The sequence below is a fragment of the Paracoccus sanguinis genome, from assembly GCF_900106665.1.
In the GTDB taxonomy this organism is placed as follows: domain Bacteria; phylum Pseudomonadota; class Alphaproteobacteria; order Rhodobacterales; family Rhodobacteraceae; genus Paracoccus; species Paracoccus panacisoli.
In genome coordinates this window covers 1,249,703-1,264,396 of sequence record NZ_FNNA01000001.1, presented here as the reverse complement: position 1 = coordinate 1,264,396, position 14,694 = coordinate 1,249,703, and the positions used below count along the sequence as shown (strand labels likewise).

The following is a 14,694-nucleotide window of genomic DNA, read 5'->3' as shown; positions in this document are numbered from 1 at the left end:
CCCCGAGCGGGGGCCGTGTCGGGTCAGGTCAGGCGAAATGCGCTCAGTACTGGCGCGGTGCGCCGAGCGTCGGATCGACCGCCACCCCGCCGCGCTGGGCGGCCAGCAGGTCGCGGATCTCGGCCAGCAGCGCCTCTTGCGAGGGGCCGGCGGCGGACGCCTGCGCCTCTTCCTTGCGCATCGCGGTTTCCTTGATCTTGTTCACGCCCTTGACGAGCAGGAACACGACGAAGGCGATGATCAGGAAGTTGATGACCGCGGTGATGAACGAGCCATAGGCCCAGACCGTCGCCCCGACCTCTTTCGCGGCCTCGAGCGAGGCGCCCTCGGGGGCGGTGCCGCGCAGCACGATGTAGTTGGCCGAGAAGTCGGTGTTGCCGGTGATGATGCTGAGCAGCGGGTTGATGATGTCGCCGACGAGCGAGGTCACGATGGCGGTGAAGGCCGCGCCGATGATGATGCCGACGGCCATGTCCATGACATTGCCTTTGGCGATGAAGTCGCGAAACTCTTTAAGCATGGGGGGCCATCCCTTGATGCTGGATGCCGGCTCGCCGCCAGCGCATGGCCCCGCCGCTAGCACAAACAGCCCTCAGCGGCAATTAAGGCAAGAGGATTGACTGATGTTTGACGACCTCGGGGGATTTCCCGTCACACGGCGCTGGCCGCCGAAGCGCGCGGGCGTGATCCAGCTTTACACGCTGAACACCCCGAACGGCGTCAAGGCGTCGATCATGCTCGAGGAATGCGGGCTCGACTATGACGCGCACCGGATCGACATCGGCGAGGCCGCCGACCAGATGACGCCCGAGTTCCTGTCGCTGAACCCCAACAACAAGATCCCGGCGATGATCGACCCGGACGGGCCGGACGGCGCCCCGATGGGGCTGTGGGAGTCGGGCGCCATCCTGATCTGGCTGGCCGACAAGACCGGGCGCTTCCTGCCCGCGGCGGGGGCGGCGCGCTATCAGACGCTGCAATGGCTGATGTTCCAGATGGGCGGCGTCGGGCCGATGTTCGGGCAGCTCGGGTTCTTCCACGCCTACAAGGGCCGCGAGATCGAGGACAAGCGCCCGCGCGACCGCTACGTGGCCGAAAGCCGGCGGCTGCTGGGCGTGCTCGACCGGCAGCTCGACGGGCGGGAGTGGATCACCGGCGAATACTCCATCGCCGACATCGCCATCGCGCCGTGGGTGAACACCCTCGCAACGGGCTACAAGGCGGGCGAGCTGCTGCGGCTGGACGAGTTCGCCCGTGTGGGCGCGTGGGTCGAGCGGTTCCTTGCCCGCCCGGCGGTGCAGCGCGGGATGCTGGTGGGCGCCGCGCCGGCGGCGTGAGGCGCACCGTCGCGTGCCCCGCATCGGCTGATCTTTGTTGAGCCGCGGCCGCGGCCCTTGTCATGCTGCAGCGCAGCATCCATGTTCCATCCATACGGATGGTGCTTGGATGGAATCGGCATGGAACGGGACAACGAGAAGATCACGCTGAACCTCGGCCACGTCGATCTGGGCCGCATCGACCTGCTGGTGCAGGAGGGGTTCTATGCCAACCGCAGCGACTTCATCCGCACCGCGATCCGCAACCAGCTGACCGCGCAGGACGACGCCGTGGCGCGGTCCATCGCGCGCCACAGCCTCGACCTGGGGCTGCGCGAGATCACCCGCGCCGAGCTCGAGGCCGCCGAGGCCTCGGGGCCGCTGCATATCCGCGTCGTGGGTCTTGCCCGCATCGCGGCCGACGTGTCGCCCGAGCTGGCGCGGGCGGCGATCGGCTCGATCACCGTGCTGGGGGCGTTGCAGGCCCCCGCCGCCGTCAAGGCCGCGCTGCGCGACCGCACCCGCTGAGATTTTCCCGAAAGGACCGCTTTCATGGACCAGAGTTTTGCCGATGCCATGCGCCGCGCGCTGGAACAGACCCGCAAGGGCGATCCGGCCGGAGCGACCCGGACCATCCAGGGCGTGCTGGGCCTGACCCCGGCGCCCGGCGGCGACGCGGCGCCCACGCCGGGGGGCGCGGTGATCGAGGGGACGGCGCGCCGGGTCTCGCCCGGGGCGGCGCCCAAGGCCGACCGGGGCGCGCGGGTGGCGGCGCCGGATGCCTCCGGCGGGGATATTTCCGTCCAGCCCGAGGGGGGCGCGGCACCCGGCGGGCCGCGGCCGTTCGGGCTGCGCGGGCGGTTGGGCGACGTGGTGGCGCGGCTGCGCGAGGGGGTGGGGCGGCTGCCGCTGCCGGGCGGGCTGCCCGGGGGCGCTGCCGCCGATCCCGAGCACCCCGAGGGCGGGCGCTGGCAGCGGCTACACTGGGCCTCGGCCGAGGGGGCGCGGGATTATCGGCTGTACCTGCCGGCGAACCCCGCCCCGCCTTCCGGGCTGGTCCTGCTGCTGCACGGCTGCACCCAGAACCCCGAGGATTTCGTCACCGGCACCCGGATGATCGCCGAGGCCGAGCGCGCCGGGCTGATCCTTCTCGTCCCCGAGCAGGGGCGCGGCGACAACCCGCAGCTCTGCTGGAACTGGTTCCGCCCCGGCGACCAGCAGGGGGGCGAGGCCGCGCTGCTCGCGGCGCTGGCGTCCCGCGTGGCGCGTGAGCATGGCGTGCCCGAGGGGCGGGTGTTCGCCGCGGGGCTCTCGGCCGGGGGCGCGATGGCGGCGATCCTGGGGGCGGCGCATCCCGAGGTCTTTGCGGCGGTCGGCGTCCACTCGGGCCTGCCCGCGGGCGCGGCGCAGGACATGGCCGGGGCCTTTGCCGCGATGAAGGGGGCGCGCGGCGCGGCCCGGCCGATCCGGGCGCGGACCATCGCCTTTCACGGCAGCGCCGACGCGACCGTGGCGCCGGCGAACGGCGAGGCGGTGCTCTCCGCCGCCCGCGCCGGGCTGCGCGGCGCGACCGAGACCGCCGCGCACGGGCTGACCGGGCGGCCCTGGCGGGTCACGCGGCTCGGCGATGCCGAAGACCGGGTGATGGCCGAGCACTGGGTCGTCGATGGACTCGGCCACGCCTGGTCGGGCGGCGATCCGCGCGGCAGCTATGCCGACCCCAGGGGGCCGGACGCCAGCGCCGAGATGGTGCGGTTCTTCCTGTCGTGACGCCTGCGCGGGGCGGCCCTCAGATGGTCCGCCCGCCGTCCACCTCGAGCACGACGCCGGTGATGAAATCCGCCTCGTCGGACGCGAGATAGAGGGCCGCGTTGGCGATGTCGCGGGGCGTGGACATCCGCCCCAGCGGGATCGTGGCCACGAACTTCGCCCGGTTCTCGGGCGTGTCCGGCACCCCCATGAACTGTTCGAGCAGCGCCGTCGCCCCCATCACCGGGGCGATGCAGTTGACCCGGATGTTGTCGGGCGCAAGCTCGGCCGCGAGGCTGCGGCTCATCAGGTTCACCGCGCCCTTCGACGAGTTGTACCACGTCAGCCCCGGCCGCGGCCGGATGCCGGCGGTCGAGCCGATGTTGATCATCACGCCCCCACCCTCGGCCCGCCAGTGCGGCACCATCGCCTTCACCATGTGGAAGATCGACAGCACGTTGATGTCGTAGATCTTGCGGAAGGTGGCCTCGTCCGTCTCCATCAGCGGGCGGTTGGGGTTGGTCCAGCCGGCGTTGTTCACCACGATGTCGAGCCCGCCGAAGGCCGCGCGGGTGTCCTCGACCGCGCGGTTCACGTCCTCGGCCTTCGAGACGTCGCAGGTCAGCGCGATGGCGGCGCCGCCGATGGCGGCCGCGACCTCGCGCGCGCCCTCGGCGTTCAGGTCCACGATGGCGACGCGGGCGCCCTCGCGCGCGAAGGTCTCGGCGATGCCACGGCCGAAGCCGGATGCCGCGCCGGTCACCAGCGCCGTCTTGCCCTGCAGTCTCATGGCGTCTCCCCTTCAGCCGTGATGGTTCACGATCGTCTTGATCGTGGAAAACTCGTAGAGCGCCTCGAACCCCTTTTCGCGGCCGTGGCCGGACTTGCGGATGCCGCCGAAGGGCAGTTCCACCCCGCCGCCGGCGCCGTAGCCGTTGATGAACACCTGCCCACAGCGCATGGCGTTGGCGACGCGCGCCTGGCGGGCGCCGTCGCGGGTCCAGATCCCGGCGACGAGGCCGTAGTCGGTGCCGTTGGCGATGGCGATGGCCTCGGCCTCGGTGTCGAAGGGGATGGCGCAGAGGACGGGGCCGAAGATCTCCTCTTGGGCGAGGGGGCTTTGGGGATCGACCGGGCCGAAGAGGACGGGCGGGACGTAGAACCCCTCGGACGGCGCGTTGCCGGCGACCCGGCCGCGGGCGAGTTCCAGCGCGCCGGCCTCGGCGATGTAGCGTTCCACCCGTGCCTTTTGCCTCGCCGAGATCAGCGGGCCGAGGATGGCGTCGGGGGCGTCGGACGCCTCGACGCCGCGGAACCGCTCGGCGAGGCGGGCGGTGAGGTCGTCCCAGATCGGGCGCTCGATCAGCACCCGCGAGCCGGCCGAGCAGGTCTGCCCGCCGTTCTGGATGATGGCGTTGGCGAGCACCGGCAGGGCGGCGTCCAGATCGGCGTCGGCAAAGACGATCTGCGGCGACTTGCCGCCCAGTTCCAGCGTGCAGCCGATGAAGTTCCTGGCCGCGGCGATTTGGATCATCTGGCCCACCTCGGGCGAGCCGGTGAAGCTGAGGAAGTCGACGCCCGGGTGTTCGGACAGCGCGCGGCCCGCCACCTCGCCGCGCCCGGTGACGACGTTGAGCGCGCCGGGGGGCAGGATGCCGCTCGCGATCTCGGCCAGTCGCAGGATCGAGAGGCAGGCATCCTCGGCCGGTTTCAAGACGCAGGCGTTGCCCATCGCCAGCGCCGCCCCGACCGAGCGGCCGTAGATCTGCGCGGGGTAGTTCCAGGGCACGATATGGCCGGTGACGCCATGCGGGCCGCGTGTGACGGCGACCGTGGTGCCGGGCTGGAAGGGGATCACCTCGCCATGCACCTTGTCGGCGGCGCCGCCGTAATATTCGAAATACCGCGCCGTCAGCACCATGTCGGCGCGCGCCTGCGCCAGCGGCTTGCCGTTGTCACGGGTCTCAAGCGCGGCGAGCGCGTCGGCGTCGGCCAGGATCGCGGCGGCGTAGCGCATCAGCAGACGGCCCCGCTCGGCCGCGCTGAGGCGGCCCCAGTCGCCGGTCTCGAGCGCCGTGCGGGCCGCGGCCACGGCGGCGTCGATGTCGGACGCGTCCGAATCCGCGATCTCGGCGAAGCCCTGCCCGTCGCGGGGTGAGACGACCGCCATGCGCGCCCCCGACCGCGCCGGAACCCAGTCGCCCGCGATGAGGTTCAGCGGCCGGGGCAGGGTCGGGGTCGGGGCGGTCATGGCACGGGCCTCTCGGGGGAAACGGCGGGTCGCGGCCAGATTGGCCAGAGCGGCGACCGGGCGCAAGGGCTGGTATACCACGCCCGCCAACCGCCCGCCCCACCGCCGCCCCACCGCCCGCCCGGGCGGTTGCAACCCCGGCCGGGCTTGCGTAGCAGATGCACTGGCCCGCACGTCCCGCCTGCGTCAGGAGCATTGCATGACCCCCGCCGACCAGCAGACCGCCCGCCAGTCCCCCCTGCTCGCCCGGCTCGGGCCGCCGGTGCAGGACAAGCTTCTGGACGGCGCGGTGGTGCTGACCGCCGAGACGGGGCAGACGCTGTTCCTGCAGGACGATCCGGCGGCGGCGGTGTTCATCCTGCTCGACGGCTGGGTGAAGCTTTACCGCGTGGCGCCCTCGGGGGCCGAGGCGGTGGTGAGCGTGATGACCCGCGGCCGCAGCTTCGGCGAGGCGGTGGCGCTCAAGGGCGGCATCTACCCGGTCTCGGCCGAGGCGATCACCCCGGCGCGGCTCTTGCGGCTGGACGGGGTACGGCTGCGCCACCTGCTCGAGAGCGATGCGACGCTGGCAACCTCGATGCTTGCGGCGACCTATGTCCACCTGCAGCAGCTCGTCGAGCAGGTCGAGCACCTGAAGGCGCGCTCGGGCGTGCAGCGGGTGGCCGAGTTCCTGCTGGACCTCGCCGCCGGCGACGGCGCCTGCACCGTGGCGCTGCCCTACAACAAGACGCTGATCGCCGGGCGCCTGGGGATGAAGCCCGAAAGCTTGTCGCGCGCCTTTGCCCGGCTGCGCCAGCACGGCGTGAGGATCGAGGCAGCCGTCGCCCATATCGACGACATCGAGGCGTTGCGCGAACTGGCGGCCGAGGACCCGGCGAAGCCGTGGCTGCGCTAGGTCCCCGGCCCCTGCACCTCTGAGGCTCAGCGCACCGACAGCCCGCCCGCGGCGATGGCCGCCATGTGCAGGATGTCGTTGACGGTCGAGCTGGTGGACAGGATCTGGATCGGCTTCGGCACGCCCGTCAGGATCGGCCCGATCACCATCGCGCCCGCCATCTCCTGCAAGAGCTTGACCGAGATCGACGCTGAGTGCCGCGCGGGCACCACCAGCACGTTGGCCGGGCCGGTCAGCCGCGAGAACGGGTATTTCGCCGCCTGCTCGGGGTTCAGCGCGACGTCGACCGTCATCTCGCCCTCATACTCGAAGTCCACGCCCATGCGGTCGAGCACCTTGGGCGCCTCGGCCATCTTGATGGCGCGTTCGGACAGCGGATAGCCGAAGTTCGAGAACGAGAGGAACGCGACCCGCGGCTCCATCCCCAGGCCGCGGGCGACCTGCGCGCCGCGGGTGGCGATGAGCGCGAGATCCTCGGCCTCGGGCCATTCGTGGACCAGCGTGTCCCCGATCAGCACGATCCGGCCCTTGTGCAGCACCGCGGTGATGCCCACCGCCCCGTCCTGCGGGCGGACGTCGAAGACATGGCCGATCTGAGCCAGCACATGGGCGTTCTTGCGCGTGGCCCCGGTCACCAGCCCGTCGCCGTGCCCGTGCGCCAGCATCAGCGCGGCGAAGATGTGCCGGTCGCGGTTGGCGAGCTTGAAGGCGTCCTCGCGGTCCACCCCCTTGCGCTGCAGGCGGGCATAGAGCGTCTCGTGATAGGCGCGCAGATGCGGGGTCTTGGCGGCGCTCACCACCTCGATCTCGGCCACCGCGTCGGCGAGGCCGGCGGCGGTCAGCTTTTCGGCCACGTCGCCGTCGCGGCCCACGACCAGCGCCCGGCCGAAGCCGCCGCGCTGCCAGGCCACGGCGGCGCGCAGGACGCGCGGGTCGTCGCCCTCGGCGAAGATCATCCGCGACTGGCTGCGCCGGGCGCGGGCGTGGATCGACTGCACCATCGCCGCCGTGGGGTCCATGCGCTGGCGCAGCGTCTGCTCATAGGCCTCCATGTCGATGATCGGGCGGCGGGCGACGCCGGTGTCCATGCCGGCCTTGGCGACGGCGGGCGGAATGACGTGGATCAGCCGCGGGTCGAAGGGCGTCGGGATGATGTAGTCGCGCCCGAAGGTCAGCTTGCGACCATAGGCCATCGCCACCTCGTCGGGCACGTCCTCGCGCGCGAGCCGCGCCAGCGCCTCGGCGCAGGCGATCTTCATCTCGTCGTTGATCGCGCGGGCGTGGATGTCCAGCGCCCCGCGGAAGAGATAGGGGAACCCCAGCACGTTGTTGACCTGGTTGGGGTAATCCGACCGACCCGTGGCCACGATGGCGTCCTGGCGGACGGCGTGCGCCTCTTCCGGGGTGATCTCGGGGTCGGGGTTGGCCATGGCGAAGATGACCGGGTTCGGGGCCATCGAGCGCACCATCTCGGGCGTCACCGCCCCCTTGGCCGAGACGCCCAGGAACACGTCGCAGCCGACCATCGCATCGGCCAGCGTCCGCGCCTCGGTCACCGCGGCGTGGGCGGATTTCCACTGGTTCATGCCCTCGGTGCGGCCCTGATAGACGACGCCCTTGGTGTCGGCCATGATGCAGTTCTCGGGCCGCGCGCCCATCGCCTTGAGCAGCTCGAGACAGGCGATCCCCGCCGCGCCCGCGCCGTTGAGCACGATCTTGCAGTCCTCGATCCGCTTGCCCGAGATTTCCAGCGCGTTGATCAGCCCCGCCGCACAGATCACCGCGGTGCCGTGCTGGTCGTCATGGAAGACGGGGATGTCCATCAGCTCCTTGAGGCGGCTTTCGATGATGAAGCACTCGGGCGCCTTGATGTCCTCGAGGTTGATGCCGCCGAAGGTGGGGCCCATCAGCCGCACGGCCTGGATGATCTCGTCGGGGTCTTCGGTGTCGAGCTCGATGTCGATGGCGTTGACGTCGGCGAAGCGCTTGAAGAGCACCGCCTTGCCCTCCATCACCGGCTTCGAGGCGAGCGCGCCGAGGTTGCCGAGGCCGAGGATCGCCGTGCCGTTCGACACGACGGCCACGAGGTTGCCCTTGGTGGTGTAGTCATAGGCGGTCTCGGGGCGGGCCGCGATCGCCTCGACCGGGACGGCGACGCCGGGGGAATAGGCCAGCGACAGGTCGCGCTGGGTCGCCATGGGCGTCGAGGGCACCACGTCGAACTTTCCGGGCCGCGGCTCGAGGTGATAGGCGAGCGCCTCCTCGGGCGTGATGCGGGCGCGCGTGCTGCCGTGGCTTTCGGTCATGGTGGTCCCCCCCTGATGCTGGCTTCCGCTTACTGCGGCGGCGGGGGCGTCGGCAAATGCTATCCGGTCCTCTCGAACGCCGACGGCGCGGAAGGCCTATCGCTGCCTGACAGTTTGCGGTAACAGACAGGCAACGCAAGAGACTGCGCGGCACGCCGCGCGAGACAGAGGACCACAGCATGATCAAATCCCTGAAAGCGGCCACGGCGATCCTGGTGCTGCTGGCTGGCACGGCCTCGGCCGAGACGATCCGCGTGGGGATGTCGGGCCAGTATTTCCCCTTCACCTTCACCCGCAACAACCAGCTGCAGGGGTTCGAGGTGGACGTGCTGAACGCCGTCGGCGCCCGCACCGGCGACACGGTCGAGTTCGTGACGATGGGGTTCTCGGGGCTGGTCGGGGCGCTCGATTCGGGGCGGATCGACACGATCGCCAACCAGATCACCATCACCCCCGAGCGCGAGGCGCGCTTCACCTTCACCCGACCCTATGTCTATGACGGCGCGCAGGTCGTGACCCGCAAGGGCAACGACGCGGTGACCGGGGTCGAGAGCCTGGCCGGCAAGACCGTCGCGGTGGACCTCGGCTCGAACTACGAGCAGCTGATGCGCGAGCGGCCCGACGCCGCCGACATCGAGATCAAGACCTACGAGGGCAACATCGCGCAGGAAACCGCGCTGGGCCGGGTCGATGCGTTCGTGATGGACCGGGTGAGCTCGGTCCAGCTGATCCGCGAAAGCGGGCTGCCGCTGCAGCTCGCCGGCGCCCCCTTCAGCGAGATCCGCAACGCCCTGCCGTTCCGCAGCGACGAGGCCGGGCGGGCCATGCGCGACAAGGTGGACGGCGCGCTCGAGGCGCTGGCGGCGGACGGGACGCTGACCGAAATCAGCGAAAAATGGTTCGGCACCGACATCACCCGCCCCGCGACCGGCGCCGACAACGCCGTGGCCCCGGCCGAGGGCGACGCGGTGGCGCCGGCCGCCGAGGCGGCCCCGGCTACCGCGCCCGCTGCCACCCCGGCCCCGGCCCCGGCGGCGGGGATGGCCCCGGCGGCGACCAACTGACGGACCGGACCGGGTGATCGACCTCGGCTACATGGCAGGGCTGTTCCCGGTCATCCTCGGCTATGTGCCGCTGACCGTGGCGATGGCGGCGGGATCGATGGCGGGGGCGCTGGTCCTGTCGTCGATCCTCGCGGTGATCCGGGTGCTGCGCGTCCCGGTGGCGCATCAGCTCGCGGGGGTGTTCATCAGCTTCTTCCGCGGCACCCCGCTGCTCGTGCAGCTGTTCCTCTTCTACTACGGTCTGCCGCAGGCGGTGGCGTTCTTCACCCGCATCGACGGCATCACCGCGGCGATGCTGGGCCTGACGCTGCATTTCTCGGCCTACATGGCCGAGAGCCTGCGCGGCGCGATCCTCGGCGTCGCCCGCGACCAGTGGGAGGCCGCGCGCTCGGTCGGCATGACCGAGGTGCAGACCATGCGCCGAATCATCCTGCCGCAGGCGGCCCGGGTCGCGGCGCCGACGCTGATCAACTATTTCGTGGACATCCTGAAATCGACCTCGCTCGCCTTCACCCTCGGCGTGACCGAGATGATGGGCGCGGCGCAGAAAGAGGCCGCGGGCAGCTTTCGCTATCTCGAGGCGTTCCTGACCGTCGCGGTGATCTATTGGGTCATCGTCGAGGCGCTGAGCCGGGTGCAGAAGGCGCTCGAGGTCCGGCTGGGCCGGGGGGTCCGGGCATGAGCGGCGCGCCGCAGACCGCCGCCGCCGTCACCGGGCTGGTCAAGCACTTCGGCGCCGGCCCGGTGCTCAACGGCATCACGCTGAGCGTGGCGCCGGGCGAATGCGTGGCGGTGATCGGGCCGTCGGGCACCGGCAAGTCCACGCTCTTGCGCTGCTGGAACTTTCTCGAGCGCGCGACCGCGGGGCAGGTGTCGGTCGGCGGGCTGACCCTCGATGCCGCCACCGCGCGCCGCCCCGAGATCCTCGCCCTGCGTCGCCGCACCTCGTTCGTATTCCAGAGCTATGCGCTGTTTGCCAACCGCACCGCGCGCCAGAACATCGCCGAGGGGCTGGTCGTGGTCCGCGGCGTCCCGCGCGACGAGGCCGAGGCGCGCGCCGACGCGATCCTGCGCGACATCGGCCTGGGCGACCGCGGCGACGCCTATCCCTCGGCGCTGTCGGGCGGCCAGCAGCAGCGCGTGGGCATTGCCCGCGCCATGGCGCTTCAGGCCGATCTGATGCTCTTGGACGAGCCGACCTCGGCGCTCGACCCCGAGTGGGTGGGCGAGGTGCTGGCCCTGATGCGGCGTGTGGCCGAGGGCGGGCAGACGATGGTGGTCGTCACCCACGAGATGCAGTTCGCGCGCGAGATCGCCGACCGGGTGGTGTTCATGGACGGCGGCCGCATCGTCGAGGAAGGGCCGCCGGAACTGATCTTCTCCGCGCCGCGCGATCCGCGCACGCAGGCGTTCCTGCAGCGGGTGCTGTAGTCCGCCACCGTCACTCCGTCAGCGTCGCCGCGACGTGCATGGTCTTGCCGCCGACGCTGTAATCGGCGCTGAGTGACTGCCCTGGCTTCGCCGGCGTCAGCGCCGAGAGCGACCCGAGCGAGATCGCGTCCCCGGGCGCCAGCGTCACCCCCTGGCCGACCAGCCACAGCACCACGTCGAGCGGGTGGCCGAGCAGCATCTCGCCCTTGCCCTCGGCTACGGTCTTGCCACCCTCCTTGAGGTCGACGGTCAGCGCCGCGAGGTCGGCGACCGGGTCCGCGAGATCGGCGATCTTCACGCCCGTCCCCTCGACCCCGCGCCACGGCATCACCCCATAGGCCGCCATCAGCAGGCCGGTGGGCGCGAGCCCCCTGGTCAGCGCCATGTCGGGGATCTCGATGAACGGCACCACCTCGTCCAGCGCGGCCGCGGCCTCCTCGCGCGTCTTGGCGCTGTTGATGGCGGCGTCCTTGACGGTCACGATCAGGTCGGCCTCGAAGAACGGCGCGCGCGAGCCCTTCATCGAGACGGAGGCGCCGTCCGTCTTGATCATGTCGGCGAACAGCTGGCCCGCAACCGGGGCGGTGACGCCGAACTTCTCTTGCGCGGGTTTCGAGGTGAAGCCGACCTTCCAGCCGACCGGCTTGCCCATCGCGCCCGCGAGCGTGGCGCGGTAGGTGGCATAGGCGCAGGCGGCGTCGGCCATGCTGTTCAGATGCAGGTCGCCCACCCGCTGGCCGTTCAGCCAGCCGTGCGCCGCATCCGCCACCACCGGCGGCGGCGGGCAGACGGCGAGGGCGGGGCCGGCGGCGAGCGCCGCCGCCAGCGTCAGGGCGAGTTTCGTCGGGGTCATCGGGAAGCCTCCTCACTTCGCGGATGGTGGGTGAGTGGTGGCAGGGCGGGGCGCCTCTGTCTACAGCGCCGCGCGGCGGGCGGGTGCTGCCGGGTATTTGGGCCGGAACGACGCCACTCGGTTTCCCTTGCCCCGGCGCGGCACTAGAAGCGGTGAAAGCCCCTCCCAGCCGCCCCGGACGCCCCGATGACCGACCAGCCGACCCCGATGATGGCGCAGTATCTGGCGATCCGCGCCCAGCATCCGGGCGCGCTCTTGTTCTATCGCATGGGCGATTTCTACGAGATGTTCTTCGACGACGCCGTGGCGGCGGCGGCGGCGTTGGACATCGCGCTGACCGCGCGGGGCACGCATGAGGGCAAGCCGATCCCGATGTGCGGGGTGCCGGTCCACGCCGCCGAAAGCTATCTGCTGACGCTGATCCGCAAGGGCTTCCGCGTCGCCATCGCCGAGCAGATGGAGGACCCGGCCGAGGCGAAGAAGCGCGGCTCGAAGTCGGTCGTGGCGCGCGACGTGGTGCGGCTGGTCACGCCCGGCACGCTGACCGAGGATTCACTGCTCGAGGCGCGGCGGCACAATTTCCTCGCCGCCTTTGCGGTGGTCCGTGACGAGGCGGCGCTGGCCTGGGCCGACATCTCGACCGGCGCGCTGCGGGTCGCGCCCTGCGCGCCCGCGCGGCTGGGGCCGGAGCTTGCCCGCCACGCCCCGCGCGAGCTGCTGGCGGTCGAGGGCTCGGGGCTGGACGAGATCGCCCGCGAGGCCGGGGCGGCGCTGACCGAGCTTTCCCCCGGCAGCTTCGATTCGACCGCTGCCGTGCGTCGGCTGACGGCGCTGTACGGGGTCGAGACGCTGGACGGCTTCGGCCAGTTCACCCGGGCCGAGCTGGCGGCGCTGGGGGCGATCGCGGATTACCTCGACCTCACCCAGCGCGGGCGGATGCCGCGGCTCGCGCCGCCGGTGCGCGAAAGCGGCGCCGGGACGATGGCCATCGACGCCGCCACCCGCCGCAACCTCGAACTGACGCAGGCGCTGTCGGGCGGGCGCGAGGGCTCGCTTCTGGCCGCGGTGGACCGGACGGTGACGGCCGCCGGCGCGCGGCTGTTGGAGCGGCGGTTGTCCGCGCCCTCGCGCGATCTGGCCGAGATCCGGCGCCGCCACGCCGCGGTGGCGACGCTGGCCGACGATCCCGCCCGCACCGAGGCGTTGCGGGCGGCGCTGTCGGCAGTGCCCGACCTCGACCGGGCGCTCTCGCGGCTGGCACTCGACCGCGGCGGGCCGCGCGATCTGGGCGCGATCCGGGCCGGGCTGGCGGCGGCGGCGCGGATCGCCGACATTCCGGGCGCGGCGGACCCCGCGCTCGACGCGGCGGCGGGCGATCTCGGCGGGCACGAGGCGCTGGTGGCGCTGCTTGACGCGGCGCTGGTGGCCGAGCCGCCGCTGCTCGCCCGCGACGGCGGCTTCGTGGCCCCGGGGTTCGACGCCGATCTGGACGAGACCCGCGCCCTGCGCGACGAGGGCCGGGGCGTGATCGGCCGGATGCAGGCCGACTATGCCGCCGAGACCGGCATCGCCAGCCTGAAGATCAAGCACAACAACGTGCTGGGCTATTTCATCGAGACCACCACCACCCATGCCGAGCGGATGCTGGCCCCGCCGCTCAACGCCCGCTTCATCCACCGCCAGACCACCGCGAACCAGATCCGCTTCACCACGGTCGAACTGTCGGAGCTGGAGACCCGCATCCTCAACGCCCGCGACCGGGCGCTCGAGATCGAGCGCGGCATCTTCGCCCGGCTGGTCGGCGCGGTGCTGGCCGAGGCGGGGCGGATCGGGGTGACGGCGCGGGCGCTGGCCGAGATCGACGTGACCGCCGCCTGGGCGGATCTGGCGACCGGTGAGGGCTGGACCCGGCCGGTGGTCGAGGACAGCCGCGCCTTCGAGGTCGAGGCGGGGCGGCATCCGGTGGTCGAGCGCGCCCTGCGCCGCAAGGGCGAGCCCTTCGTGGCCAACGACTGCGCCCTGACCGCGGGCGAGACCCCGGCGATCTGGCTGCTGACCGGGCCGAACATGGCGGGGAAATCGACCTTCCTGCGGCAGAACGCGCTGATCGCGGTGCTGGCGCAGGCGGGCGCCTTCGTCCCCGCGGCGCGGGCGCGGATCGGGATGGTGACGCAGCTCTTCTCGCGCGTGGGGGCGGCGGATGACCTCGCGCGTGGACGTTCGACCTTCATGGTCGAGATGGTCGAGACGGCGGCGATCCTCAATCAGGCCGACGCCGGCGCGCTGGTGATCCTGGACGAGATCGGCCGCGGCACGGCGACCTGGGACGGGTTGTCGATCGCCTGGGCGGTGCTCGAGCATCTGCACGCCCAGAACCGCTGCCGGGCGCTGTTCGCCACCCATTACCACGAGCTGACGCAGGCGGCGGCGCGGCTGCCCGGCGTCGAGAACGCCACCGTGGCGGTGCGCGAGTGGGACGGCGAGGTGGTGTTCCTGCACGAGGTCGTGCGTGGCGCCGCCGACCGCAGCTACGGGGTGCAGGTGGCGCGGCTGGCCGGGCTGCCCGCCTCGGTGGTGGAGCGGGCGCGGGCGATCCTCGCGGCGCTCGAATCAGGCGCTCGCGAGGGGAAGGGACGCCCCGCCGCGCTGATCGACGACCTGCCGCTGTTTGCCGCGGCCCCGCCGCCGGCCGCCGCGCCGGTGCGGGCGGCGCCCTCGGTGGTCGAGGCGCGGCTGCGCGAGGTCAGCCCCGATGCGCTCTCGCCGCGCGAGGCGCTGGACCTGGTCTATGCGCTGGTGGCCGAGTTGCCGCCGGAGGGGTGAGCCCCG

At 71.9% G+C, this 14,694-nt stretch carries 12 protein-coding genes and 1 pseudogene; 8 read left to right on the top strand and 5 right to left on the bottom strand.

Annotated features, from left to right (window positions below):
- Positions 1 to 43: 43 nt before the first annotated feature.
- Positions 44 to 520, bottom strand: coding sequence for a large conductance mechanosensitive channel protein MscL (gene mscL / locus BLW17_RS06155; protein WP_052176491.1), 477 nt, complete (start codon positions 518 to 520; stop codon positions 44 to 46).
- A 103-nt stretch (positions 521 to 623) separates the two neighbouring features.
- Between mscL and BLW17_RS06150 the strand changes: the two genes are divergently transcribed.
- The 3 genes from BLW17_RS06150 to BLW17_RS06140 all read left to right on the top strand — a co-directional run bounded on the left by BLW17_RS06150 (position 624) and on the right by BLW17_RS06140 (position 3,086).
- Positions 624 to 1,337: a glutathione S-transferase C-terminal domain-containing protein gene (locus BLW17_RS06150; protein ID WP_036734751.1), complete on the top strand. Its 714-nt coding sequence runs from the start codon at positions 624 to 626 to the stop codon at positions 1,335 to 1,337.
- Positions 1,338 to 1,457: 120 nt separating this feature from the next.
- On the top strand, positions 1,458 to 1,844 hold the full coding sequence (locus tag BLW17_RS06145; RefSeq protein WP_036734754.1) for a CopG family transcriptional regulator: 387 nt from the start codon (positions 1,458 to 1,460) through the stop codon (positions 1,842 to 1,844).
- 24 nt (positions 1,845 to 1,868) lie between these two features.
- Positions 1,869 to 3,086: an extracellular catalytic domain type 1 short-chain-length polyhydroxyalkanoate depolymerase gene (locus tag BLW17_RS06140; RefSeq protein WP_074826214.1), complete on the top strand. Its 1,218-nt coding sequence runs from the start codon at positions 1,869 to 1,871 to the stop codon at positions 3,084 to 3,086.
- 19 nt (positions 3,087 to 3,105) lie between these two features.
- Here the strand turns inward: BLW17_RS06140 and BLW17_RS06135 are convergent, their stop codons facing one another.
- Together BLW17_RS06135 and BLW17_RS06130 are read right to left on the bottom strand one after the other, a co-directional pair.
- Positions 3,106 to 3,855, bottom strand: coding sequence for an SDR family oxidoreductase (locus tag BLW17_RS06135; protein ID WP_036736872.1), 750 nt, complete (start codon positions 3,853 to 3,855; stop codon positions 3,106 to 3,108).
- A 12-nt stretch (positions 3,856 to 3,867) separates the two neighbouring features.
- On the bottom strand, positions 3,868 to 5,316 hold the full coding sequence (locus tag BLW17_RS06130) for an aldehyde dehydrogenase family protein (RefSeq protein ID WP_036736870.1): 1,449 nt from the start codon (positions 5,314 to 5,316) through the stop codon (positions 3,868 to 3,870).
- Between the two features lie 199 nt (positions 5,317 to 5,515).
- Between BLW17_RS06130 and BLW17_RS06125 the strand changes: the two genes are divergently transcribed.
- Positions 5,516 to 6,211, top strand: a complete 696-nt coding sequence (locus BLW17_RS06125) for a Crp/Fnr family transcriptional regulator (protein ID WP_036734501.1) — start codon at positions 5,516 to 5,518, stop codon at positions 6,209 to 6,211.
- A 26-nt stretch (positions 6,212 to 6,237) separates the two neighbouring features.
- Here BLW17_RS06125 and BLW17_RS06120 read toward each other — a convergent pair whose 3' ends face one another.
- Entirely contained in the window at positions 6,238 to 8,517 is a 2,280-nt protein-coding gene (locus tag BLW17_RS06120) for an NADP-dependent malic enzyme (protein WP_036734503.1), read from the bottom strand.
- A gap of 179 nt (positions 8,518 to 8,696) precedes the next feature.
- Here BLW17_RS06120 and BLW17_RS06115 point away from each other — a divergent pair.
- The 3 genes and pseudogenes from BLW17_RS06115 to BLW17_RS06105 all read left to right on the top strand — a co-directional run.
- Positions 8,697 to 9,434: pseudogene (locus BLW17_RS06115) on the top strand (amino acid ABC transporter substrate-binding protein); the annotation flags it as partial.
- Positions 9,435 to 9,612: 178 nt separating this feature from the next.
- Positions 9,613 to 10,263, top strand: a complete 651-nt coding sequence (locus BLW17_RS06110; RefSeq protein WP_036703018.1) for an amino acid ABC transporter permease — start codon at positions 9,613 to 9,615, stop codon at positions 10,261 to 10,263.
- Positions 10,260 to 11,012 (top strand): amino acid ABC transporter ATP-binding protein, encoded by a 753-nt coding sequence (locus BLW17_RS06105; RefSeq protein WP_036734505.1) that lies wholly within the window; start codon positions 10,260 to 10,262, stop codon positions 11,010 to 11,012. Before BLW17_RS06110 ends, BLW17_RS06105 begins: the two co-directional genes overlap by 4 nt.
- Positions 11,013 to 11,022: 10 nt before the next feature.
- On the opposite strand, the gene BLW17_RS06100 is transcribed toward BLW17_RS06105, so the two are convergent.
- Positions 11,023 to 11,865: a 2-keto-4-pentenoate hydratase gene (locus BLW17_RS06100; protein ID WP_036734507.1), complete on the bottom strand. Its 843-nt coding sequence runs from the start codon at positions 11,863 to 11,865 to the stop codon at positions 11,023 to 11,025.
- A gap of 186 nt (positions 11,866 to 12,051) precedes the next feature.
- On the opposite strand from BLW17_RS06100, the gene mutS reads away from it, so the two are divergent.
- Positions 12,052 to 14,688, top strand: a complete 2,637-nt coding sequence (mutS, locus tag BLW17_RS06095) for a DNA mismatch repair protein MutS (RefSeq protein WP_036734510.1) — start codon at positions 12,052 to 12,054, stop codon at positions 14,686 to 14,688.
- Positions 14,689 to 14,694 lie beyond the last annotated feature (6 nt).